General features: G+C 59.0%; 21 protein-coding genes. 4 read left to right on the top strand and 17 right to left on the bottom strand.

Annotated elements, in window-relative coordinates:
• Nucleotides 1-71 precede the first annotated feature (71 nt).
• From rpoB to J7400_RS20105, 6 genes are all read right to left on the bottom strand, one after another.
• A complete protein-coding gene (gene rpoB / locus J7400_RS20130) occupies nucleotides 72-4,208 on the bottom strand; it encodes a DNA-directed RNA polymerase subunit beta (RefSeq protein WP_209065894.1) in 4,137 nt (1,378 codons plus the stop codon).
• Between the two features lie 514 nt (nucleotides 4,209-4,722).
• Nucleotides 4,723-5,538: a cyclase family protein gene (locus tag J7400_RS20125; RefSeq protein ID WP_209065893.1), complete on the bottom strand. Its 816-nt coding sequence runs from the start codon at nucleotides 5,536-5,538 to the stop codon at nucleotides 4,723-4,725.
• Between the two features lie 190 nt (nucleotides 5,539-5,728).
• Complete coding sequence (locus J7400_RS20120) at nucleotides 5,729-7,045, bottom strand: hypothetical protein (protein WP_209065892.1); 1,317 nt, start codon at nucleotides 7,043-7,045, stop codon at nucleotides 5,729-5,731.
• A gap of 235 nt (nucleotides 7,046-7,280) precedes the next feature.
• Nucleotides 7,281-7,661: a 50S ribosomal protein L7/L12 gene (rplL, locus tag J7400_RS20115; protein WP_209065891.1), complete on the bottom strand. Its 381-nt coding sequence runs from the start codon at nucleotides 7,659-7,661 to the stop codon at nucleotides 7,281-7,283.
• Between the two features lie 71 nt (nucleotides 7,662-7,732).
• A complete protein-coding gene (gene rplJ, locus J7400_RS20110; RefSeq protein ID WP_058239829.1) occupies nucleotides 7,733-8,251 on the bottom strand; it encodes a 50S ribosomal protein L10 in 519 nt (172 codons plus the stop codon).
• 304 nt (nucleotides 8,252-8,555) lie between these two features.
• Nucleotides 8,556-9,458 (bottom strand): LysR family transcriptional regulator, encoded by a 903-nt coding sequence (locus J7400_RS20105; RefSeq protein ID WP_209065890.1) that lies wholly within the window; start codon nucleotides 9,456-9,458, stop codon nucleotides 8,556-8,558.
• Nucleotides 9,459-9,610: 152 nt separating this feature from the next.
• Here J7400_RS20105 and J7400_RS20100 point away from each other — a divergent pair, with 152 nt between their 5' ends.
• Complete coding sequence (locus J7400_RS20100; RefSeq protein ID WP_209065889.1) at nucleotides 9,611-11,185, top strand: arylsulfatase; 1,575 nt, start codon at nucleotides 9,611-9,613, stop codon at nucleotides 11,183-11,185.
• A gap of 54 nt (nucleotides 11,186-11,239) precedes the next feature.
• Here the strand turns inward: J7400_RS20100 and J7400_RS20095 are convergent, their stop codons facing one another.
• Together J7400_RS20095 and J7400_RS20090 are read right to left on the bottom strand one after the other, a co-directional pair.
• On the bottom strand, nucleotides 11,240-12,754 hold the full coding sequence (locus J7400_RS20095; protein WP_209065888.1) for an ankyrin repeat domain-containing protein: 1,515 nt from the start codon (nucleotides 12,752-12,754) through the stop codon (nucleotides 11,240-11,242).
• 196 nt (nucleotides 12,755-12,950) lie between these two features.
• Nucleotides 12,951-13,184, bottom strand: a complete 234-nt coding sequence (locus J7400_RS20090) for a hypothetical protein (RefSeq protein ID WP_209065887.1) — start codon at nucleotides 13,182-13,184, stop codon at nucleotides 12,951-12,953.
• 162 nt (nucleotides 13,185-13,346) lie between these two features.
• On the opposite strand from J7400_RS20090, the gene J7400_RS20085 reads away from it, so the two are divergent.
• Nucleotides 13,347-14,009 (top strand): hypothetical protein, encoded by a 663-nt coding sequence (locus J7400_RS20085; RefSeq protein ID WP_209065886.1) that lies wholly within the window; start codon nucleotides 13,347-13,349, stop codon nucleotides 14,007-14,009.
• A 4-nt stretch (nucleotides 14,010-14,013) separates the two neighbouring features.
• On the opposite strand, the gene J7400_RS20080 is transcribed toward J7400_RS20085, so the two are convergent.
• From J7400_RS20080 to J7400_RS20060, 5 genes are all read right to left on the bottom strand, one after another.
• Nucleotides 14,014-15,225: a tetratricopeptide repeat protein gene (locus tag J7400_RS20080; protein ID WP_209065885.1), complete on the bottom strand. Its 1,212-nt coding sequence runs from the start codon at nucleotides 15,223-15,225 to the stop codon at nucleotides 14,014-14,016.
• 112 nt (nucleotides 15,226-15,337) lie between these two features.
• Nucleotides 15,338-16,603 carry a glycosyltransferase gene (locus J7400_RS20075; RefSeq protein WP_209065884.1) on the bottom strand — a complete coding sequence of 422 codons (1,266 nt, stop codon included), beginning with the start codon at nucleotides 16,601-16,603 and terminating at the stop codon, nucleotides 15,338-15,340.
• A gap of 132 nt (nucleotides 16,604-16,735) precedes the next feature.
• Complete coding sequence (rplA, locus tag J7400_RS20070) at nucleotides 16,736-17,434, bottom strand: 50S ribosomal protein L1 (RefSeq protein WP_209065883.1); 699 nt, start codon at nucleotides 17,432-17,434, stop codon at nucleotides 16,736-16,738.
• Entirely contained in the window at nucleotides 17,434-17,859 is a 426-nt protein-coding gene (gene rplK / locus J7400_RS20065) for a 50S ribosomal protein L11 (protein ID WP_058239823.1), read from the bottom strand. The genes rplA and rplK overlap by 1 nt, the downstream gene beginning before the upstream one ends.
• 217 nt (nucleotides 17,860-18,076) lie before the next feature.
• Nucleotides 18,077-18,469, bottom strand: a complete 393-nt coding sequence (locus J7400_RS20060) for a hypothetical protein (RefSeq protein ID WP_209065882.1) — start codon at nucleotides 18,467-18,469, stop codon at nucleotides 18,077-18,079.
• A 194-nt stretch (nucleotides 18,470-18,663) separates the two neighbouring features.
• Here J7400_RS20060 and rpiB point away from each other — a divergent pair, with 194 nt between their 5' ends.
• Complete coding sequence (rpiB, locus tag J7400_RS20055; protein WP_209065881.1) at nucleotides 18,664-19,104, top strand: ribose 5-phosphate isomerase B; 441 nt, start codon at nucleotides 18,664-18,666, stop codon at nucleotides 19,102-19,104.
• A 252-nt stretch (nucleotides 19,105-19,356) separates the two neighbouring features.
• Here the strand turns inward: rpiB and nusG are convergent, their stop codons facing one another.
• The 4 genes from nusG to J7400_RS20035 all read right to left on the bottom strand — a co-directional run bounded on the left by nusG (nucleotide 19,357) and on the right by J7400_RS20035 (nucleotide 21,786).
• Complete coding sequence (gene nusG, locus J7400_RS20050) at nucleotides 19,357-19,890, bottom strand: transcription termination/antitermination protein NusG (RefSeq protein WP_209065880.1); 534 nt, start codon at nucleotides 19,888-19,890, stop codon at nucleotides 19,357-19,359.
• A 193-nt stretch (nucleotides 19,891-20,083) separates the two neighbouring features.
• The gene (gene secE / locus J7400_RS20045; RefSeq protein ID WP_209065879.1) at nucleotides 20,084-20,281 is read right to left on the bottom strand and encodes a preprotein translocase subunit SecE; all 198 of its coding nucleotides are present in this window, start codon (nucleotides 20,279-20,281) and stop codon (nucleotides 20,084-20,086) included.
• Nucleotides 20,282-20,379: 98 nt separating this feature from the next.
• Nucleotides 20,380-21,105, bottom strand: a complete 726-nt coding sequence (locus J7400_RS20040) for a hypothetical protein (protein ID WP_209065878.1) — start codon at nucleotides 21,103-21,105, stop codon at nucleotides 20,380-20,382.
• Between the two features lie 177 nt (nucleotides 21,106-21,282).
• Nucleotides 21,283-21,786 (bottom strand): hypothetical protein, encoded by a 504-nt coding sequence (locus J7400_RS20035; protein ID WP_209065877.1) that lies wholly within the window; start codon nucleotides 21,784-21,786, stop codon nucleotides 21,283-21,285.
• 283 nt (nucleotides 21,787-22,069) lie between these two features.
• Between J7400_RS20035 and J7400_RS20030 the strand changes: the two genes are divergently transcribed.
• Nucleotides 22,070-24,253, top strand: a complete 2,184-nt coding sequence (locus J7400_RS20030; RefSeq protein WP_209065876.1) for a thiamine pyrophosphate-dependent enzyme — start codon at nucleotides 22,070-22,072, stop codon at nucleotides 24,251-24,253.
• Nucleotides 24,254-24,266: the final 13 nt, after the last annotated feature.

Here is a 24,266-nt window from a genome sequence, read left to right as displayed (position 1 = left end):
TTAGAGGGTGCAGAGGGGACGGTGCGCAGAAACTGCGCACCCTACGTAGGGTGTGCCCTGAGGGCGCACCGTTACTCATCCACCTCCGTATCCAAGAGTTCCATATTCAGGCCGAGGCCACGGACTTCCTTGACCAGAACGTTGAACGATTCTGGCACGCCCGCTTCAAAGTTGTCCTCGCCCTTGACGATGCTTTCGTAGACCTTGGTCCGGCCTGCCACGTCATCCGACTTAACGGTGAGCATTTCCTGCAGGGTGTAGGCGGCGCCGTAAGCTTCCAGAGCCCAGACCTCCATCTCCCCGAAGCGCTGACCACCAAACTGTGCCTTACCACCCAGCGGCTGCTGTGTGACGAGGGAGTATGGGCCAGTGGAACGCGCGTGGATTTTGTCGTCCACCAGGTGGTGCAGTTTCAGCAGGTACTTGATGCCCACGGTCACCGGACGCGCAAACTGTTCACCGGTACGGCCGTCAAACAGGATGGACTGACCGCTCTCAGAGAAGCCAGCACGCACCAGAGCGTCGTTCACGTCACCTTCTTTGGCGCCGTCAAAGACCGGGGTCGCGATTGGAACACCACGGGTCACATTGCCCGCCGCTTCCAGAAGCTGACCTTCGTCCATGCCAGCGATGCCTTCTTCGTAGACATCTTCGCCATAAGCCAGACGCATCATTTCGCGAACCGGTGTCAGGTCGCCGGAGCGGCGATATTCCTGAACCGCGTCGTCGATCTTCAGACCAAGGCCACGTGCGGCCCAACCCATGTGGGTTTCAAGGATCTGACCAACGTTCATACGCGAAGGTACACCCAGTGGGTTCAGACAGAAGTCAACCGGCGTACCGTCTGCGAGGAACGGCATGTCTTCCATAGGCACAACCTTGGAAATAACACCTTTGTTCCCGTGACGACCGGCCATCTTATCGCCCGGCTGAAGCTTACGCTTCACAGCGATGAAGACTTTGACCATCTTCATCACACCCGGTGGCAGATCGTCGCCGCGACGGACTTTCTCGACCTTGTCCTCAAAGCGGTGCTCAAGCGCACGCTTCTGGATCTCATACTGCTCGTTCAGAGCCTCAACGATCTGTGCGTCGGCCTCATCTTCGAGTGCCAGCTGCCACCACTGACCACGGCTCAGGCTTGCCAGCAGTTCCTCGGTGATTTCCGAGTTTGCTTTCACGCCACGCGGGCCTTTGACAGCCACTTTGCCGAGGATCATGTCTTTCAGACGGGCATAGATGTTACGATCCAGGATCGCGAGTTCGTCGTCACGGTCACGCGCCAGACGCTCGATCTCTTCACGCTCGATCTGCAGCGCACGCTCGTCTTTTTCCACACCGTGGCGGTTGAAGACGCGCACTTCCACAACAGTACCGAAGTCACCCGGCTTCACGCGCAGCGAGGTGTCACGCACGTCAGAAGCTTTCTCACCGAAGATGGCACGCAGAAGCTTTTCTTCCGGAGTCATCGGGCTTTCGCCCTTCGGTGTGATCTTACCAACGAGAATGTCGCCCGGCTCAACGTCCGCACCGATGTAAACGATGCCGGCCTCATCGAGGTTGCGCAGCGCTTCTTCACCGACGTTCGGAATGTCGCGGGTGATCTCTTCTGGGCCAAGCTTGGTGTCACGTGCGGCGACTTCGAATTCTTCGATGTGAACCGAAGTAAACACGTCGTCACGCGCGATGCGCTCGGAGATCAGGATGGAGTCTTCGTAGTTGTAGCCGTTCCAAGGCATAAAGGCGACGACCACGTTTTTACCAAGCGCCAGTTCACCGATATCGGTGGACGGACCGTCAGCAATCACCTCGCCCTTCGCAACCGTATCGCCCACTTTCACCAGCGGACGCTGGTTGATGCAGGTGTTCTGGTTGGAGCGCTGGAACTTGCGCAGACGGTAGATGTCCACGCCCGCGTCGCCCAGCTCCAGATCGGAGGTGGCACGGATCACGATACGCTGTGCATCCACTTGGTCGATGATACCCGCACGCTTAGCCTGAATGGCCGCGCCGGAGTCGATCGCCACTTTTTCCTCGATACCGGTACCCACCAGCGGTGCCTCAGCACGCAGTAGCGGAACCGCCTGACGTTGCATGTTCGAGCCCATCAGAGCGCGGTTGGCGTCGTCGTTTTCAAGGAACGGAATGAGCGAGGCCGCCACAGACACCAGCTGTTTCGGGCTCACGTCGATCAGGTCGACGTTTTCCGAAGCTGCCAGCGTATATTCGCCAGCCTGACGGGTGTTGACGAATTCGTTCACGAATTTGCCGTTTTCATCCAGCGCCGCGTTTGCCTGAGCAACGGTGTGACGCTGCTCTTCGGTTGCGGACATGTAGCTCACATCGTCGGAGACCACACCGTTCTCAACCTTGCGGTAAGGCGTTTCGATGAAACCGTATTTGTTCACGCGGGCAAAGGTTGCCAGCGAGTTGATCAGACCAATGTTTGGACCTTCCGGCGTTTCAATCGGGCACATACGACCGTAGTGGGTCGCGTGCACGTCGCGCACCTCAAAGCCCGCACGTTCACGGGTCAGACCGCCTGGGCCCAACGCGGAGAGACGACGCTTGTGGGTCACCTCGGACAGCGGGTTGGTTTGGTCCATGAACTGCGACAGCTGCGAGGAGCCGAAGAATTCACGCACAGCCGCTGCGGCCGGTTTGGCGTTGATCAGGTCTTGCGGCATCACAGTGTCGATCTCAACAGAGCTCATACGCTCTTTGATCGCACGTTCCATGCGCAGCAGGCCAACGCGGTACTGGTTTTCCATCAGTTCGCCAACGGAACGCACACGACGGTTGCCGAGGTGGTCGATGTCGTCCACGTCGCCTTTGCCGTCACGCAGCTCAACCAGCGCCTTGATGCAGGAAATGATGTCTTGCTTGCGCAGGGTGCGCTGGGTGTCTTCTGCATCCAGAGCAAGGCGCATGTTCATCTTCACACGGCCAACCGCGGAGAGGTCATAACGCTCTGAATCAAAGAACAGGGTGTCAAACAGCGCGCTTGCCGCTTCAACGGTGGGTGGCTCACCCGGACGCATCACACGGTAGATGTCCATAAGCGCGGTGTCGCGGCTCATGTTCTTGTCTGCCGCCATGGTGTTGCGCATGTATGGACCGACATTGACGTTGTCGATGTCCAGCACCGGAATGTCGGTGAAGCCAGCGTCGATCAGGTCTTTCAGGGACCCGCCGATCAGATCGCCGTCTTTGTCATATTCCAGCGTCAGCTCATCGCCGGCTTCGACGTAGATTGCACCGGTTTCTTCGTTGATGATGTCTTCAGCAACGAATTTGCCCACAATGTGGTCAAACGGCACGAGCAGCTCGGTGATGGTGCCTTCGTCGATGATCTTCTTGACCGCACGCGGGGTGACTTTCTTGCCTGCTTCACAGATCACTTCGCCGGTTGCGGCGTCGATCAGATCCATCACAGGGCGGGTGCCACGCACACGCTCAGGGAAGAACTTGGTGACCCAACCTTTGTTCTTCTCCAGCTTGAAGTTCACCGTGTCATAATAGGCATTCATGATGCCTTCCTGGTCCAGACCCAGCGCATACAGCAGGGTGGTCACAGGCAGCTTACGGCGGCGGTCGATACGGGCGTAGACGATGTCTTTGGCGTCAAACTCAAAGTCCAGCCAGCTGCCGCGGTAGGGAATGATGCGGCAGGCAAACAGCAGTTTGCCGGAGGAGTGGGTTTTGCCTTTGTCGTGGTCAAAGAACACACCAGGGGAACGGTGCATCTGAGACACGATCACGCGCTCGGTGCCGTTCACCACAAAGGTGCCGTTCTGGGTCATCAGAGGCATGTCGCCCATGAAGACGTCTTGTTCTTTGATGTCTTTAACGGATTTCGCGCCGGTATCTTCGTCGATATCAAACACGATCAGACGCAGAGTGACCTTCAGCGGCGCGCTGTAGGTCATGTCACGCTGCTGACATTCCTCAACATCGTACTTCGGCTTTTCCAGCTCGTAGTTCACGAATTCCAGAATGCTGGTTTCGTTGAAATCTTTGATCGGGAATACCGACTGAAACACGCCCATGATGCCTTCGCCAGCGGTTGGCTGCGGTGCATCACCGGATTTCAGGAAAAGATCATATGAGGATTTCTGAACCTCGATCAGGTTCGGCATCTCCAGCACTTCGCGGATCTTGCCGTAATATTTGCGCAAACGTTTCTGGCCAAGAAAGCTTTGAGCCATGACTATCGTCACCTTTCATTTCTCACCGAACGCAAGTGCCGTCGGGTCCCCGGCACCACGCCCATACGAGACGGTCAAGATCTGGACAATTCCCGGCCCCCGTCCCAAAGGGAGCCTCCCGTTCCAAACCCTGCCTTGGAAAACCTCTCATGTGCGCCTAGATCGCACCCCGAGAGGCTTACCAAGCCGGGGCTATTCGTCGATTTTTAAGGTCCGTGTAGTAACTTCCGTCAGTCTGATCTGATCGCGGGGTTTGCCGCCCCTATGCCCTGCCCTAGCTGTCTATTCGCCATTCTGTCCGCGCCACTCCGGCCACAACGTGTCCGCATAGGGCAAAAGCGGCCCCGAATCGCTCGAAACCGCAAGAGACTACCGAATAGTGAATCGCCCGTGCCTTTGCAACCCCTCAGGGCTTGACATTTGGACAAAGGCCTTCGCCCGACCTGAGCGCCGCGCCCAAGACCGGGCGCGACACTCTATGGGGTCGCTGCGTAACTTGCCCTAAAGTCCCGCGTCACACCATCGCGATAATGCGGGCCGGGCCGCCGGTGCCGCCGGCAAACTTTGGCGCGCCGATAAAGACGGTTGCGCCCGAGGCTGGCAGCTTGTCCAGATTGGCCATGTTCTCGATGCCAAACCGATTTGACGGCAGCCAAGCGTAATGGGTGGCAAAATCCGCTGAATTGCCCGGATCCAGCGACAGGGTGTCCACCGCCAGCGAGGCCGCGCCGGTCTCCTCCATCAGCATCTGCGCCGCCTCAACATGAAAGCCCGGATAGTGCTGGGCCTGACCGTCAAAATTGCGAAATTTCTCCGTGGTCACATGTGCGCCCCAGCCCGAATGCATCGCCACGCAGGCTCCGTCCGGGATATCCCCATGCGCAGAAATCCAGGCCTTCAGATCATCCGGCGTCACCGTGGTGTCCGCATCCTCCGCCGCACGTGCGGCGATATCCACCACGCAGATTGGCGCGATCAGATTTTCCACGGGGATTTCATCCACCGAATTGCCATCCGCAGAAAAATGCAGCGGTGCGTCGATATGGGTGCCGGTGTGCTCGTTGATCGTGAGGTTCAGCAGGTTGAAGCCATCTTTGGCAATCTTGAAGACCTGCTCCGCCGCAAAGCCCGGCTCCCCGCCCCAAGTGGGAAACTCCGATGACAGGCTGTAGGTCAAATCCGTGATGCCCCCGTGATTATGCGCCCGCACCGGGGTTGCGCTGGCCGCCCCGACGGCGGCAACCGCCCCTGCTGCCGCGCCCGCGCGGAAGAACTCCCGCCGCGACAGCATTTTGTCTTTGACCGCATTGATCACACATATATCGCACATTCCGCCGCTCCTTTTTGTGGCTGTGGTCTCCGTCTTTTCTTGCGTCTCTTCTGGAATTTCCCAGCAGCGTCAGCGAAGTGGCTGCAAAAAACAAGGGACTGACACAATCGTGTTTGCGAGGCGGCACCGCCCAAACGCAAAACAGGCGCCCCGAGGGACGCCTGCCAAAAGCTTGCGATAATGCGCAGGATCAGCTGTTCGCTGCGATCAGCTGCTGTGCCACCAGATCGTGGTCGAGCCACAGAACCGGACCATCGGCATTGCTGGAGGCGCCAAAGATCAAAGCGCCGGTCGCGCTCACCACATGGGCGCTCAGCACGTCACTCACCAGCTCTTTGCGGTTCTTGTGCAGCGCCACGATGTCAGCGGATGTGCCCACGGTCATTTCGACTTGCTCCGGGCTGTTCTGCATCGGCCAGGCTTCAAAGTTATAGAAGGACTGCATCACCGGGTTCTGCTGATAGGCCCCAACGGTCTCCAGAATGGCTTCCAGCGTTTCGCCGTCTTTGAGCAGCGCCTGACATTCATCCCAGACACCCTGCACCCAGGCGCCACCGCCCTCTTTGCGGTAAGCTTCCAGCAGCGGCACCAGCGACAGCTCGATCCCGGCAAACACATCCGAAGAGTTGGTGCGGATTTCAGGGCAGTTGAACACGGTTGCCTTCACGCCCTGCTCCCAAGCCTTCTGCGCAAACGCTTCCAGGTTCATCTTGGCATAGCCCTGCGTGTAGCTGGTGTAGGTCTGCCACTGATAGGTGCCATCAATCAGAACGCGGGTGCCGTGGTAGCCATATGCGGAGTAACGCACCTGCCCGCCGCCCGCTTCGATCTTGCTGCGCAGCGCGGCACTTTGCTCAAGCAGATGGCCAAAGCTGTTGGCGGTCACCTCATCAAAGTTCTGCAGGATCAGCTTGCCCAGATCGCTGTCCATCAGCGCCTGAGACGGCATGTGACGTGCGCCACGGCCTTTGTAGATGCGGTTGGCAATCGCCAGAAACGCTTTTGCGCGTGGAATGCCGCCAGCCATGGTGTGAGCAAAGAACACGTTCTTGCCCTCAGGGATCAGACCTTCCAGCTCTGCCATCACGCGGCCAAGCGCCTCGGTGAAACGCGCAGTGCCGATCTCGCGGCAGGCGTCCACTTTGGCCCAGTCGAGCTTGTACTCCTGCCAGTTGTCCAGCGTCATGTCGCCAAGCATGTCGGTCGGGGTTTCGCCACCGGCAGGCGCGTCCATGTCAAAGCCCGCCATCAGCGGGATGTTGATGATCTTGCCGCCGAGGTTTTCCTCTGCCGCTGCGTGCTCCTCATCGGTCAGCGCCCGTAGCGCGCCATCGTCTTCGCGGCGGCCCACGGTGATGCCGATCACCTCCATGCCAGCAGCCTTCGCCGCCTCGATCAGACCCGTCGCATAGCCGCGCCCGAAGAGTTCACCAAACAGGACGAAAACATCGCCCGCGCCAAAAACTGTATTCTCAGGAAGTGCCGTCAGGGGAATGGAGTGTTTCATAGTCGACTTCTTATCTGTGGCCCCAAAAAGCAAAACGGGGGGCCAGGTTTGCTGCTTGGCGCTGTTTTTGACAGGCGCTCTCGGTTCTGTGATTGCCCATTGTGCGCCTGATGGCAACCGCTAGATGGCCAAAGCCAAGGGATTAACGCGGTATGAATGGCAACCGCAACAGGTTGCCCAAACAAAAACAGGCGCCCCGAATGGGACGCCTGCAGCAAATCGGTCAAAAACCGAATTACTTAACTTCGACTTCAGCGCCAGCTGCTTCCAGCTTGCCTTTGATGTCTTCGGCTTCGTCCTTGGACACGCCTTCTTTAACTGCTTTGCCGCCAGCTTCGACCAGCTCTTTGGCTTCTTTCAGGCCCAGGCCTGTGATGCCGCGAACTTCTTTGATGACGTTGATTTTCGATGCGCCTGCGGATTTCAGGATCACGTCGAATTCAGTCTTCTCTTCTTCAGCTGCGCCACCGGCGTCGCCGCCAGCTGCTGCCATTACAACCGCGCCACCGGCGGCTGGTTCGATGCCATACTCGTCTTTGAGGATGGTTTTCAGTTCTTGTGCTTCCAGCAGGGTCAGACCCACGATGCTTTCTGCGAGTGCTTTCAGATCAGCCATTTTAGACTCTTTCCGTTATCAGATATGTGTTCCAACGTTGGGCATTCACCCTACGCGGTTCAAAAAGTTGCTTACGCAGCCTCTGCCTTTTCCTCGATGGTAGACAGGATGGATGCGATGTTCGAAGCAGGTGCGCCAATTGCACCGGCGATGCTGGAAGCAGGTGCGCCGAGCATGCCAGCGATCTGAGCGATAAGCTCGTCGCGGGAAGGCATTTTCGACACGGCTTCAACACCGGCACGGTCCAGAGCGTTCTCGCCCATTGCACCGCCAAGGATTTCGAACTTCTTGTTCGTCTTGGCGAAGTCCTCGGCCACTTTGGCGGCTGCCACAGGGTCCTCGGAATAGGTCAGAACGGTCATACCCGACAGAAGGTCACCCATGCTCTCGCATGGTTTGCCTTCCAGGGCGATCTTGGCGAGCCTGTTCTTGGCGACACGTACTGCACCACCCGCGTCACGCGCACGTGCGCGCAGGTCTTGCATGTCAGCAACCGTGAGACCCGCGTAGTGGGCAACCACTACAACGCCAGAGCTTTCAAAGATCTGGCCGAGTTCCTCGACCACCTTCTCTTTTTGTGCTCTATCCACAGTTTTACTCCAAATATGGGGCTTGCACCCCGGCTCAGTTTTGCACACCGCAAAGCGGCATGCGTTTAGGTCCAAACAAAGGGTTGGGAACCAAGATCGCCGAAGCGCCCGGAAAGGGCCTTCTTAGAATTCTTGTCTCTTACCCCATCTCGGGAAGGAATTATTCAGGCGGCTGCCGGAACCCTCCGTCTTGGACAGGCCACCTCAGAAGAATCGCTTACGCGACACCCCAAGGTGGGCAAGCGGGCTTTTAGAAGGGGCGCGCGGGTTTGTCCACAGGAAAGTTAGGAGCGCGCCATTGCGCTTAGATCTTGTGTGCGGCCAAAGCCTCCCAGAAAGCCTCCAGCCCCAAGGAGGTGTTCTCCACCTTCCGTGCCGCGCAGATGTTCCACGAAATCTCCTGCGCCATCGACACAGGTTTTGCCTGACCGGTTGGCATGATCTCTGAAAAGCTCTCCGCCACCCCGCCAACAATATACTCAGGCTCACTGAGCAGCCCGGTCAGCAGATGATAGTCGTCACTTTCGATCTGCGGCAGCGCGCGCACTGTTGCCTCCGCCTGCACATCTCCGCCCAGAGCTTTTGTCAGCGTGCTGCGCCAATGCTTGTGCAAGTAAGGTGAGGCAAACGGATAAGCAAACACCTCGGCCAGTGTGCGCGGACCACCGTCGTGAATGGCGTGATCGCGATTTGCAACGAACTGGATCACCCGTTTCTGCATCACCATGATTTCCACATTGTCCGCTTCCGGCGTGTAGGTCAGATCCCCGAGGAAAATGTCAAACTGCCCGGCCTGCAACAAATCCAGCGGGCGGCCATAGGCGCTTACAAGAACCCTAAACCGCAAATCAGGCAGGACAGCGCTCACCGCTCGGATCGCGGGCTGGATCAAGGTTCTGGTGGTCAGCGGGCCACAGCCGATGTGCAACACCCCCGGCCCTCTGTCGCGCAGTTTCGCCACATGGGTGGCATAGCGGTTGAGATCCTGCCGCAGGCCTTCAGCAATCGGCAGAAACTCCTGCCCCGCACGTGTCAGCGTGCTGCTGTTGCGACTGCGGTGAAACAGCGGTGTCCCGACGTGCTGTTCGGCCTGATTGATGTAGCGGGACAATGAAGCGTTTGACACGCCCATCGCGCGCGCTGCGCCCTGAAAACTGCCCTTTTCAGCCAAAGCGAGAAAAGCGGTCAATGCGTTTTCGGGGATCATACGGGCGCACCTGCTTTCAGTTTTCAACCTCTAGGTTTCACAATCTGAAATCTGGGTAAAGCCCCGTTGCGGCATCAAATGCTTGATCGCTATGCAGAAACACCATCGACGATACACGCTTTACGTGATGTCTAACCAGTGTGAGGTCTAAAATGCACCAACTGAAGTCTCTCGCGGCGGCCAGCGCCGTGGCTGCGGCCACGCTCTACGCCAGCCCGATCTGGGCGGAAACGCCCCCACCCAACATTCTGGTGATCATGGCCGATGACGTGGGCTGGGCCAGCCTCGGCAGTTACCATCAGGGTGTCAAAAGCATCCAGACCCCCAATCTGGATCAACTGGCTGCTGACGGCCTGCGCCTGACAGATTACTACGCCCAGCCCAGCTGTACCGCCGGGCGCTCAGCCTTCATCACCGGTCAGCTGCCGGTGCGCACGGGGATGCATACGGTGGGTCTGCCGGGCGATCCTGAAAAAGGTCTGAATGAAAATGACCCAACCCTGGCAAACATGCTCAAGGCACTGGGATACACCACCGGGCAGTTTGGCAAAAACCACCTTGGCGACATGAACAAGTTTCTGCCAACGGTGAAAGGCTTTGATGAATACTGGGGCTGGCTCTATCACCTGAACGCGATGGAATATACGTCTGACCCGGATTGGCCAAAGGATCAGACCTTTAACGACACCTTTGGCCCGCGCAATATCATCCACGCCTATGCCACCGAAACCGCGGATGAAACCGTCGATCCGCGCTGGGGACCCGTGGGCAAACAGCGCATCGTCGATGACGGCCCGGCCCCGCCGGAGCGCCAGAAAACGCTTGATGACGAGGTCACCGCCCACACGCTGGATTTCATCAACCGCGCCGTGGACAGCGAAACGCCGTTCTTTGTCTGGATGGCCCCTGCGCGTGCTCACGTCTGGACCCACCTCAGCCCGGAATATGAAGCCATGCTCGGCGACGGGCGCGGCTTGCAGGATGTGGTGATGAAAGAGCTCGACGACAATGTCGGCAAAGTCCTGGCGCATCTGGACACGCTCAACATTGCCGACAACACCATCGTTGTTTTCACCTCAGACAATGGCCCTGAAACCATGACCTGGCCGGATGGCGGCACAACGCCGTTTCACGGCGAGAAAGGCACCACATGGGAAGGCGGCTTCCGTGTGCCTGCGATCATCCGTTGGCCGGGCAAAGTGCCCGCTGGCACGGTGAGCAACGGCATCTTTGACGGCCTTGACTGGATGCCGACCCTTGTTGCCGCAGCTGGTGGCCCCGACAACCTGCCAGAGCGTCTGCTGGAAGGCCACGAAGGCTATCAAGTGCATCTGGACGGCTACAACCAGATGTCCCTGATCACCGGACAAGGCGACAGCAACCGCGATGAGATCATCTACTATGAGGGGCCAGACCTTCAGGCGGTGCGCTACCGCGACTGGAAAGCGCATTTCACCGTTCAGACGCAAGGCTGGGCCGGCCCCAAAGAGGAGCTCAACGCCCCACTGCTCTTCAACCTGCGGCGCGATCCCTACGAGAAGGCGGCGGATGAATCCGGCATGTACACCCGCTGGATGGGCAACAAAATGTGGGCCTTCGGTCCTGCGGCAAAACTGGTCCAGAAGCACCTGACCACCTTTGAGGACTTCCCGCCACGCGGTGTCGCCGTGACCAATCAGGACCACGTCGAAGAGCAAATCGCCACCGAAGGCGGCATGTCTCAATAAATGCAAAACCGGAGGCAGGCGACTCTGCCTCCGGACATATCCCCAGCCGCGCTGTCAAATCACCCGATCCGCGTGCGCCGAGGCCCATTGCTGCAGCCACGCGCGCATCTCAGCGTCGGCACAATGCTCAATGTCCCCTCTATGGAGCGGCACTCCGGCCTCCAGCGCCAACTCGGCGCACAGAATATGATCCCGGACAGGAGCTTTGGGGCAATGCCCGGCGCCGTGCATAATTGTGCCCAAAAGATCGCCGCCATAGTTGTTCTTCAATGTCAGGTCAGGTGACAGGGTCAACAAGTATTCCACGACGGCTGCCTGCCCTTCCCAACCAGCTACCTGAATGGCGGGCATACCCATTTCTTCTCGCACATTCGGATCAAGCCCGATGCCAACCAAACGCATCACATGGGAGAGCGGATCATCAAAGCCCACAATACGGCACAGCATACGCCGCTGTTCATTGGTCAGGGTGATGGCGTCAACTTTACCTTGAGAGCCTTCCGTTGCAGCACCTGCAATCAGAGCTTCGCTTGCGCTCATGTCCGTGCTTTGCCCAGCTTCCGCAAGCACATGCGCAAAGGCGTTGTTGCCATACATCATGGCCAGTGCATAAGCACTGTGACCGAATTGAAGAGTACGCCCCTCAGCCCCATGACGGAGCAGGAGCCGCGCAATCTCAGGCGAACTCCGCCGACGCGCCGCGTGATGCAAAGCACTGATCGCATAGCTCGGTTCGCCGGAGGGATGAGGCTGCGCACCCTCATTGGGATCCGCCCCCGCCTCCAATAGCAATTGAACCCCTTCAATGTTGTCAAAGTCCAACATCCGTGCAAGCGCGTTGGTCCCAGCGATCGTTGCGCCATGCGCCAGCATCAGTCGCAAACCCTCAAGATGCCCGAGTTCCGTCGCATGATAGAGAGATTCATTGTCATCTGGCGACGCGCCGTTTTCCAAAAGCCAGCGTGCTAAAACGATGTTGTCTGCATGCCCCAAAGCTCCGTAAAGCGCAGAAAGCGAAGAGCTGTTATCACCGCCATAGGCGTAGCAGTCATTCAGATCTGCACCGTGATCCTTCAGCATCTCCGCAATCCCAAGCATCTCCGCCGCTTTATTCTGTCGCTTGAATGCCTTGGAAAAAGTCAAATGCAGAAGCGGTGTCCTGCCATTGATGCGCCGCACCGCGGCCTCCGGATCTTTGGACAAGTGCTGCCTGACGCTCTCCAGATCATAGAGTGCACAGGCCAACCCCAGATTGGCATGCCCCAAGTCAGGACTTTCCGACAACAGCGCATCAATCACCCAAAACTGCCCGTGATACAGCGCCTGCTCCAAACGCGCTGCTTTCTGCGCAAAATCCATCGCGGCCTGTTCCCGCGCGAATTTCAGTTTGGGCCAGCTGTCAAAACCGCTCTCATTGGCGATCACATGCAAGTAGTCCGCATGCTTCAGCGGTGCCTCTTGCGGTTTGATAAACCGCCCCACACGCTGCAACGCTTCGGGATCCCCCATTTCAAAGCGGTGGCGGAGCTTTTTAGCTTGTTGACGTAAATGGTCGACCGTGTGTGTCATCGGTTCCTCCAAAACACCCGCCGGCTCGCTAAATCGGGCAGAGAAATCCGAAACTTCGGCTTCATATTGTCAAGGAGATGCACACCGTGCTTTCCGCGAACCAGGCAGCCTTCTCGGGGAGGCACAGGTTTGCTAACACAGCTCGCCACTTAGTTGAAGTATCTTTATATATCTGTTTTCAAAGGCGCCCCTGCCCTCAATGCAAACTCAGCAGCACCTCAACGTCGCGCTGACTGAGCGGCTTGAGCAAGGCGTGCTCATCGGCGTTGAGCTTCGCCTCCCCTGCCACATAGCGCAGGATCAGGGCGGCGACTTCGCTGGTGGGCTGATAATAGAGATCCGGATAAAGCCCGCTCAGCTCTGAGACCAGCCGTTGCAGCAACTTCTTGAGCTTCTCCGCATCCAGATCTTTCCGCTTTTCCTGCAACATGGCTGGCCCTCCTGAGGCAATTCTCTCATCTCTTAGATGCGCATACGAAACGGCGCGATCAAGGGATGACGCAAAACCGCGCGCCCTGCCGATAAAGTGAGCCGCCCCCTGCCCCGCACCGTATGAAATCTGTGCTACCCTCTGAGCAGGAGAACGACGCCCATGACCACGCGCAGCTTTGCCAGCAGCTTTATCAGGCGGATCACCTCCGCCTTTGCATCAGCGCCCGCCGCCCCGCCCGCAAGCGGCGTGGAAGTCCCAACTGCGGCACCAAGCCTCACTGACCTCAAAGACAGCCTGCGGGCGCTCGATAAGGATCCCTATCTCTATGTGGTCGACTGGGATCTGCAGATCATTTCAGTGTTTGGCGATCTCAGATATGACCGCGCCGATGTTGATGCCCTGGCCGGCCCCATGCGCAGCCATGTGATGCAAAAGCTGAAACCGCTGGGGTTTGAGCAGATCACCGGCCATGTCATCGCGCACACCACGGCTGACATGCGGATGGTCATGCCCAAGTTCCGTGCGCTTGGCGAATCCCCGTTCAACGCCACCCATTTTACCAAACGCAGGCCGCAGGATTTCTACATACTGACGCCCACCCAAAGCGCCTGTGTGCTGATCGACAGCTACCCGCCGGAAGAGGCGCAAGAGCGCCTCCTGACGTTGATCAAGCAGCAGCCGATCAACATCTACCGGATCCTGGATTATATGGCGCGCGATGACCGGCGCATGGCCTTCAAACCCGCGCTCGGCCATTTGAAATTTGTGCAGAGACAAGCGGTCCGCTCAGAGCCGCTGTGCCGCAGGCGCGCGTTGCGTTGACGCCTCAGAACCAGATCGCCAGCAAAGCCTGCGCGTCCTCATCGTTCTGATCTGCCGCCTGACGCAGCCAGGTCTCCGCCTCATCAATTTCACCCCAACGGTGCAACAGACGGCCAAGCTCCCGCTGGCTCGGCGCATGGCCACCATGCGCGCCAAGGGCAAACCAGTTTCGCGCCTTTTCCTCATCCGCCTCAACGCCACGCCCGTCCAGCATCATGCGCCCCGCGCGGTAGGTCGCCCATTCCTCGGTGACACCTTTCAGCAGCACATCAAGATACCAACTGAAGGCTTCACTTTCATTTTGCGGCTGATCTCCCTGACCCGTTTCATAGATATAGGCAATCTCATTGCCGCAGGCGTATTCCCCCAGCTCATGGGCCGAGCTGTAGGCATAGATCGCCTTCGAGCTGCTTTGAGGCACAATGTCCCCGTCCCGATAGAGATCGCCGAGGCGCTCATAGGCAGGCCCGTACTCCAAGTCGGCTGCAGCCTCATAGGCGTCTATGGCCCGCGCGGCATCCACAGAAACACCCTTACCATCCCGATAGAGGTCCCCGACGTTTATGTGCCCGAAAGGAGAACCGTAATCTGCGGCGATGGTGTAATACAGCAGCGCGTCACCATAGTCCTGCGGCACGCCGTTTCCGTCTTCATAGAGCACACCCAGATTGTTGGCCCCAAGCCCGCTGCCCAACATGGCTGCGGCCAGGCTCACATCCGCCGCCTCCTTGTAGTCCTCAGCCTTCATCAGCGCCCGGCCATAGGCCGCCATGGCCTCTGGGTCCGGATCGTCCAAATCCATCACCGGAGCGCAGGCGGCAAGCGCTTCTTCGGTGACGATGTCGTCCCAGGCCCTGCCCATGTAATCCTCGACATGCAGGGGCGCGATGGCGGCACGCATACAGGCGTTTTCGATTTCAAACACCTCCCAGTCCGTGAGCTGCCCTTCGTCATTTTCGGCCACTGCGGGTTCCGGGTCATGTTCCGGTGCAGAGACCGGCGCTGAGGGCTGGACGTTGCCCAAAGCCGCCAGCTTTTCGCGCGCCAATCCCGAATAGATCGCGCAATCCCCAAATACAGAGAGATATTCCTCGAAAACCTGCGCCGAGCCGCTGTCTTTCACATCTCCCCAGATGCTGCGCGCCTCAGCACAATCTGCAGCCGCCACTTCCGCGCTGGCCAGCCACAGGGCTGCCACGGTCAAAATGCGATTCAATATCCCGCTCCCCCAAAGTCACTTCCACCAGCGCTGCTCGCCGGTTGTTCTAATGGTTTCAACTACATCGCGAGAAAACGCTCATGTCCAGAAGAAAGCGGTGATTGCAGGGTCACGCGCCGCCCAAAGCCTGCTTCAGGATCGCGCTGCGGTGGCGGAACACGCTGTCCTGATCAAAGGCTTGCCCGTCCTGCCGGGCCTTCCCTTGCAGGGTCAAAAGCGCCTCGGGCTTATGGGCCAAGGTCTTCACCGTTTCTACCAGCGCCTGCAGATCGCCACGCGGCACAAAGCACCCACCGCCGTGGGCCGCCACCAGCTCGCGCGGATAGGCGCCGTCATAGCCGACAATCGGCGTGCCCGACATCAGCGCCTCAATCAGACAGCGCGGGCTTTCCGGGGTTTTGTGGCAAAACAGGAAGATATGCGCGCGCCGCAGGGCAGACATCACCACCTCGCGGTCCTGCACAAAGCCTGGCAGAGAGACCTGCGCCCCAAGCCCCGCCTTGGCCACCGCGCGCCGCATCTCTGCCAGCATGGGGCCATCACCCAGCCAGCTGGCGTGAAACGCCACCCCCGCGTCTCGGAGCCCCTGCAAAACGCTGAGCCATTCCAGCGGCCCCTTCATCGCATCCGCGCGCCCGGCATAGACGATCTGCAGCGGCCCCTGCTGCAGGGCGCTCTGCTTGGCCTGAAAACACGGCGCGTCGATCTGAAAACTGCGGTCGAGCAGAATGTCATGCACCACATGGGGATTGCGATTGAAAGGCGCGTAGGTGTCAAAGGTCTCCCGCCCGTGAAACAACCCCAGATCCGCGCGCCGGATCACCGCTTTCTCAAGCGCCCACATCGGCCCCGCGGTCAGCCACTTGCGCAGCCGGGTCCGCAACGGGCCTTGCGTGGCGGTCAGGCGGGTCACTTCGCTTTCCACCCGATCGGTCCAGACCGCAAAGCGACGCCCGGCGCTTTTGGCAGTGAAACAGGCCACCGCGCCCCAGTCCCCCAAGAGCCCGCCAATGGCAAAGGACAGGACATCCGCCTCTTTGATCAACGACTGGATCTTGTGGCGCGTGGCGGGGTAATGCTTTGCAAAACCAGCGAAAGAATAGGCCGCAGGCAGCGGATGCAGCGTCACCCGATCAAGGTCGGCGGGCTGATAGGCGCTCCAGCCCACCGGCGGGGGCGCATCAATCACCGGCATCATCGCGGCCACAGTGGCAAAATTATCCGCCCAAAGCCGCAAGCCAACCCGCGCCTGATCCTCCAGAAACAACTGCCCCTCCGCCCGATAAAGCGGCACGGGCGCATAAATCAGAAGTCTTTCGGCGTTGCTCTCTGTCACATCGACCTTCAGGCTGTCGTTCCCTTTATGTGACCTCATCATGCACCGCTTGGGTTACCATTCGGTGAGGCGCCACCTTCGCTGCGCAATACATCCTGCAGGGCGCCGCCTGTCCACGAAAAAGGGCGCCCCAACCGGGACGCCCTCAAATTCTTCTGCAAAGTGTTGCGCTTACTCAGAAGCAGCGGCGTCCACGGAGATGGTCACGCCTGGGCCCATGGTGGAGGACAGAGCAACCTTCTTCACGTAGGCACCTTTTGCGCCAGCAGGCTTGGCTTTCAGAACTGCGCCCATGAAGGCTTTCACGTTCTCAACCAGCTTGCCTTCGTCAAAAGACACTTTGCCAACGCCTGCGTGTACAACACCGGCTTTTTCCACTTTGAACTGAACTTCGCCGCCCTTGGCGTTTTTGACAGCGTCAGCAACGTCCATGGTCACGGTGCCAACTTTTGGGTTTGGCATCAGGTTACGTGGGCCAAGCACTTTACCCAGACGGCCAACAACAGGCATCATGTCAGGGGTCGCGATGCAGCGATCGAAGTCGATGGTGCCGCCTTGAACGGTTTCCATCAGGTCTTCTGCGCCAACGATGTCGGCACCTGCTGCTTGTGCTTCTTCGGCTTTTGCACCGCGTGCAAATACTGCAACGCGCACGTCTTTGCCGGTGCCGTTAGGCAGACCAACAACGCCACGGACCATCTGGTCTGCGTGACGTGGGTCAACACCCAGCTGAACAGCGATTTCAACGGTCTCGTCGAATTTTGCAGTCGCCGCACCTTTGACCAGTGCAACAGCTTCTTCGACACTCAGGTTCTCTTTGCCTGCGAACGCTTCACGCGCGGCGGCAGTACGCTTACCAAGTTTCGCCATTACTTCACCTCGATGCCCATGGAACGCGCGGAACCAAGGATGATCTGCATTGCAGCATCGATGTCGTTTGCGTTCAGGTCTTTCATTTTCGCTTCGGCGATTTCTTTCACCTGGGCAGCGGTCACAGAACCCACGGTCTCACGACCTGGCAGGTTTGCACCGGATTTCAGCTTGGCAGCTTTTTTCAGGTAGTAAGACGCAGGAGGCGTCTTGATGTCCATGGTGAAGGACTTGTCCTGATAATAGGTGATCACGGTTGGGCAAGGCGCACCTGGCTCCATGTCCTGTGTCTTGGCGTTGAACGCCTTACAGAATTCCATGATGTTGATGCCGCGCTGACCCAGCGCCGGACCTACGGGCGGGGACGGGTTGGCTTGACCTGCAGGAACCTGCAGCTTCATTGTACCAGCAAGCTTCTTAGCCATTTGGTTTTCCTTTCAACATAGGCAGAACGCGATCTGCCCGGTTTGTGTTGCGTGGTCCGATCTGTGCATCGCGATGCCCAAGACCTCCCACGAGAGAATCTCGCCCGAAGACGATAGAGGCGGCGTTTACGCCTGTTTTAGGGCGTTGGCAAGGGGGCGGAGCAACCTTTGGCACATGCCCTGCCCGCGCGTGACTGCCATGCCAATGGCCACAGGATCACTCCGCGTCAAGCGAGAAGGCGCTGCCAACAACAAACGGCGCCCGGAAATTCTCCGCGATATAGTAATAAAGGCCCTGCGCCTCGTCATAGTGGATGGCAAAACAGCCCCACTCGGGCTCACTCCACAGGCCCGTCCAACTGGAACAATAAGCGTTGTCCTCAATCTTGTAACGCGCCTCCGAGGGGGCCGCGTCGCCGCTCTTGATCCACAATGTCAGGCCCGACTGCGAAAAATACTGGCGGGTGTGTGCCCCGAAGTGAATGCCTTCGACAGTGTTCCCAACCAGCAGCTCTTCAATCTGCGCCGTTGACAGCGCCTTTTCCTCGGCCAAAGCCGACTGACCTGCGAAAGCGGCAAACGCACAGGCAAATGCAAGGGTCCGTTTCATGCAATATTCTCCAATGGGTATAATTGCGTGCCCTACCAGAGAGCGCTCAGCCTCGCCCAATCACGTTCCTGTAAACGCGCGCTTAGCCGCTGGCGCGCACCAGCACGCCCCACTCCGAAATTTGACAAACCCCGCCTCACCTGCTTCAAGCGCGCCGCACTCTATATCTCCGCTGCAACCTTCTGAGGCCTCCCATGACTTCCAAAAAACGCATCGTGCTTTCCAGCGACCACGCCGCCATTGATCTGCGCCGCGCCGTGGCCGATCACATCTCCGCCCAGGGCTATGAGGTTCTCGACATAGGCCCCACCACCACCGAAAGCACCCACTACCCCAAACACGGCCAGGCCGCCGCTGAGCGCGTTGTCGCTGGCGAGGCTGATCTTGGCATCCTCCTGTGTGGCACCGGCCAGGGCATCATGATGGCCGCCAACAAGGTCAAAGGCATCCGCTGCGGTGTTTGCTCTGACACGTTTTCCGCCGCAATGATCCGTGCGCACAACAACGCCAACATGCTGTCGCTTGGCGCACGCGTGGTGGGCGAAGGCCTCGCGCTTGAGATCGTGGATGCCTTTCTCTCCACCGAGTTTGAAGGCGGCCGCCACGCCACCCGCGTGGACATGATCGAAGCCTGATCGCCAAACAAATCTGCAACGACTGTTTCGTGTCACATAGACCAGCCCGCGACCCTGGGTGGGGGTAAAGCCCCCTCCCATGGGGAGGGCCCGTTAAGATGGGTGCGGCTGGTCGGCTTCGCCTCCTACGCATTGGCGGCCGTGTGTTTCAGATTTTCACGACGATGCTCTAGGCTCAGGCAACCACCAGACAAAGAAAAAGCCCCGCATCACCGGATGCGGGGCTTTTTTGTCTCTGCAAAGTGCAGCAGCTTACATCTGCTTGGTCACCTGCGTGTATTCCAGCTCAACCGGGGTCTCACGGCCGAAGATGGAGACCGTCACCTTCAGGCGCTGGTTCTCTTCATCCACTTCCTCAACCATACCGTCGAAGTCTTCAAACGGACCGTCGTTGACCTTGACCTTCTCGCCCACTTCAAAGCTGATCATCAACTTCGGTGCGGCTTCGCCTTCCTCAACGCGGCCCAGGATGCCCTGAACTTCGGCGTCGCGCATTGGCATCGGGCGGCCTTGTGGGCCCAAGAAGCCGGTGACGCGGTTGATGGAGTTGATCAGGTGATAGCCCTGGTCGCTCATTTCCATGTGAACCAGCACGTAGCCCGGCATAAAGCGGCGCTCGGTGGTCACTTTCTTGCCGCGACGCACTTCGATCACTTCTTCGGTCGGCACCAGCACTTCGTCAATCTGGTCCTCAAGCCCCTGCTCTTCGACCGACGTGCGAATTGTTTCGGCGACCTTCTTTTCGAAGTTCGAAAGCACGCTAACCGAATACCACCGTTTCGCCATCTGTTGTTCTTCCCGTCCTTGCCGGCGTCTGGCCGGAGTGTCGTTTATGTTCGCAGTCTCAAATCAGACTATCAGGAACAAAAAATCGGCGTGCAACTCGAATCGCCACACGCCATGCATCTTGTAGAAGCAGTCCCTACCGCCCTTGCCCGCTCAATTCAAGGGACAACCGGCGAGCGAAGGCCTGTGGGGATTAGCCGAAAAGCGCCAGAATGCCTTGCAAGCCGGAGCGGATCAGAATGTCCACCAGCGAGAAGAAGGCCGCAGTCAGCGCTGCCATGATGAAGACCATCACAGTGGTCAACAGCACTTCGCGACGGGTCGGCCAGACCACTTTGGAAACTTCCGCGCGGACTTGCTGAATAAAGGTGATCGGATTGGTTTTCGCCATGACGCTTCTTCTTTGCCTTGATCAAAGGCTGACATACTTGGGGCTTGCGGCAATTTCAAGGCCCAAGCGGGGGCAATGCGCAGGCAATTGGCTGGGGCTTAGCCTCTGATCCGCGCCAGCCGTGCTTCAAAGCTCGGATCCACCAACCCGTCCCATGCATCGGCCTCCGTCACAGGGCGGTTGAGAATGCCATGCCAGCGGCGCGGCAAAATCCGTTGCAGGAAGCGCGCGCGGGACTGATCGGCCCAGACATAGCGTTTCAGCATATAGAGCACGATCCGCGCCATGCGGTCCTGACCAATCAGTGCACCAATCAGCAGCACCGCAGAAATCACACTGAGGATCAGCATTGGAATGAACCAGGGCTGCCAGATCACCACGCTGCACAGAAACATGAAAGAAATCATGCGCGGAGAGGTGACCACGCGGCGCAGGCTGCGCCCGGTGCGGCCCTCCACCACCTCTATCTTGCGCCAACTGCGCTTCACGGGCTGAAGATTGTCGATGTAGGGATCCGGATAAATGGACTCAGGCTCTTGCGACGCGCTTGATTGCGGCTCTGCTACAGCCTGCGCCACACGTTCTGTGGACGACTGCGGAGCGGCGCGCATGGGCGGCTCATAGCCTGCACCAGTGTATTGCGGTCGGGCTGCAAAAGGGTTGCTTGGTGAAAGAGGCTTGGCTTCCGGCACCGGATTGGATTCCGCCAACAAGGCGCGGATGGTGTCCAAGGTCGCGTCTGTGTAGGGCTCGCCCGGCTGAATGATATCCTCGCCGAATTGATTCGGTTTCTTGGGCCGTGCAAGTGTCAGATCTTCACTCATCTCTCTACCCTGCTTTACTAGATCACCAGTGCACCAAACTGAGGGTGCGGTAGCCCTCTAAAATCAAAGGCCATCACGACATTGATGCGGTCAAACTTGGGAAAAAATGTGGCAACTCCGGTGTCGCACCACCCGGAAGATGCAAGCGCTGCCCGGCGTTCTCGCTAGGATTTAAACTCAGGAGTCGCTGCGCGCCAGCAGCTTGCGCAGCACGCCGATCTCCCGCCCCCAGACATGGGCAAAGTGAATCGCCACCGCCTGCACCGCATCCCGGGCACGTTCCGGCCCCAGAAGCACTGCGGTCAGAAGCAGCATGATCACCAGCCAGATCATCAGGCGCATGGCCACCGAGGGCACGACGGCTGCCAGTGTGATCACCACAATCAGCGCCAAAAGACGCGGCCGCGGCCAGCGTCTGCGCCAGTCAGCCATCTCCGGCTCCGCCAAGGCACGTTTTTCTGCCGACACAAGGTCAGGGGCATTGCGCAGCATGGCACGGTCTACATTCGAGAGTTCTGGCGTTTTGCTCTTGCGCAGGGACAATCGCCCCATACGGCGCTTGGCCTCACGCATCAAACGACGGTCATCGCTTGGCGGTCCATCCAAGCTGTCCTTGCCTCCGAAAACCGCATCCTGCGGCTGCTCCGGATCAAAATCTCCCAAACGAAACCCATGTCTCATAGGTCTATTTCACCTCGTACTGCCGCCCCCAAGAAACTGCGGCGTCCCAACTTCTGCTGGGCGTCTCGTCAATCATTAATGAAATGTAAAGATGTCTCGAACAGGACGCCGATTGGGGCAAAATCGGGTTCTTTTGAGGCGAAATTCTGGCCACCCCACTGCCGCTCTGGATGCAGGTCTCTCCGCAATACCGCAAAAGACTGTACGTCCTGCCCAAACAGAGGCTCTTGGCCTTTGCACAGTCCCGGTGCTACGCATTCTCCAACAACTACGGGGAGAGCAAATGGACCGTGCCGATATTGTCGATCAGGCTTTCAGAGAGCGCCTGACCAAAGGAGCCCTGCCGCAGGGGGCCGCCGCATCTGGGCCGCTGGAGGACGCGCGCGCCCGCGAGATTTTTGCCGCGCAGTGCCTCAGCCGCAATCTGGACCGCCGCTCGCGCAAAATGCAGTCTGAGGGCAATGGGTATTACACCATTGGCTCCTCAGGCCATGAAGGCATGGCAGCGGTGGCTGCGGCCCTGCGCCCCGATGACATGGCGTTTCTGCATTACCGCGACGGCGCGTTTCAGACCATGCGCTCAACGCAGGTCGAAGGTGTAGATGCGGCTTGGGACATGCTTCTGAGCTTCTGCACCTCGATGGAGGATCCGATCTCCGGCGGGCGTCACAAGGTGCTGGGCTCCAAGGCGCTCAACATCCCGCCGCAGACCTCTACCATCGCCTCCCACCTGCCCAAGGCCGTGGGGGCCGCCTATTCCATCGGCCTCGCCAAACGCCGCGCGCCCGAGCACAAACAACTGGCTGATGACAGCATCGTCATCTGCTCCTTTGGCGATGCCTCCGCCAACCACTCCACCGCGCAGGGTGCGATCAACACCGCCTGCTGGACGGCCTATCAATCCGCCCCCATGCCGCTGCTGTTTGTTTGTGAGGACAATGGCATCGGCATTTCCACCCGCACACCCGGCGGCTGGATCAACGCCAACTTTGCCAATAAACCCGGCCTGAAGTATTTCACCGCCAACGGGCTTGATATCTATGACACGTTCCGCGCCGCGCAAGAGGCCGCTGACTATGTGCGCAAACACCGCAAACCAGCCTTCCTGCACCTGACGCTCGTGCGGCTTTACGGCCATGCCGGCTCTGACATGCAGCAGGCCTACCTGCCCAAAGCCACCTTTGAGGCTTGGGAAGCGGATGATCCGCTGCTGCATTCCGTGCGCCTCTTGTCAGAGGCTGGTGCGCAAACGCCTGAGGCCTCTCTGGCGGTCTATCAGGAGGCTGAGGACCGCTGCGCCGCACTGGCGGAAAAGGCCGTGAAAACCCCGCGCCTCTCAAATGCCGCTGAGGTCATGGCATCGCTGGTGCCACCGGCCCGCGAGATCGCCGCCAGCGACGGCCCCACACCGGAGGCCCGCGAAAAGGCCTTTGGCGCGGATCTCAAGCAGATGGACAAACCCCAGCCCATGTCGCGCCTGCTGAATTGGGCGCTCACCGATCTGATGCTGGAGCACGGCGAGATCGTGATGATGGGCGAGGACATCGGCACCAAAGGCGGGGTCTACGGCGTCACTCAAAAGCTCAAGGACCGCTTTGGTGCGGACCGTATGATCGACACGCTGCTGGATGAGCAGAGCATCCTTGGCCTCGCCATCGGCATGGCGCACAACGGCTTTGTGCCAATCCCGGAAATCCAGTTCCTCGCCTATCTGCACAACGCCGAAGACCAGCTGCGCGGCGAGGCGGCGACGCTGCCGTTCTTCTCAAACGGTCAATTCGCCAACCCAATGGTGCTGCGCATCGCTGGGCTCGGCTATCAGAAGGGCTTTGGCGGGCATTTCCACAATGACAACTCGCTGGCCGTGCTGCGCGACATCCCCGGCATCATCATCGCCTGCCCCTCACGCGGCGATGACGCGGCCAAGATGATGCGCGAATGTGTGCGGCTGGCCCATGCGGAAAACCGCGTCGTGGTGATGGTGGAACCGATCGCGCTCTATCCGATGCGCGACCGGCTGGAAGACAAAGACAACGGCTGGATGGCCACCTATCCGGCGCCGGATCAATCCATCGCTCTGGGCGAGGTTGGCGTTGAGGGTGATGGCCCGCTGGCCATTCTGACCTATGGCAACGGGCGGTATCTTTCCAAACAGGCCGCCGCCGACCTTGCCAAAGAGGGCATCCAGACCCGCGTGATCGACATGCGCTGGCTCGCGCCGCTGCCTGCCGAGGGCATCCTTGCCGCGCTTGAAGGGGCCGAGAAGGTTCTGGTGGTGGATGAATGCCGCACCACGGGCAGCCAGTCTGAGGCGCTGATGGCGCTGCTGCATGAGCAGACCACCCTGCCCCACGCCCGCATCGCCGCCCATGACAGCTTTATCGCCACCGGCCCGGCCTACGCCGCCACCATGCCGTCACGCGAGAGCATTGCCGAGGCCGCCCGCGCGCTCTGGGCCAAATCCTGAGCACCAATCACAA

This window comes from Shimia sp. R9_2 (assembly GCF_017743735.1).
Classification (GTDB): domain Bacteria; phylum Pseudomonadota; class Alphaproteobacteria; order Rhodobacterales; family Rhodobacteraceae; genus Shimia.
Note: the sequence above shows the minus strand (reverse complement) of the source record. Positions and strands in the feature narration are given on the sequence as shown.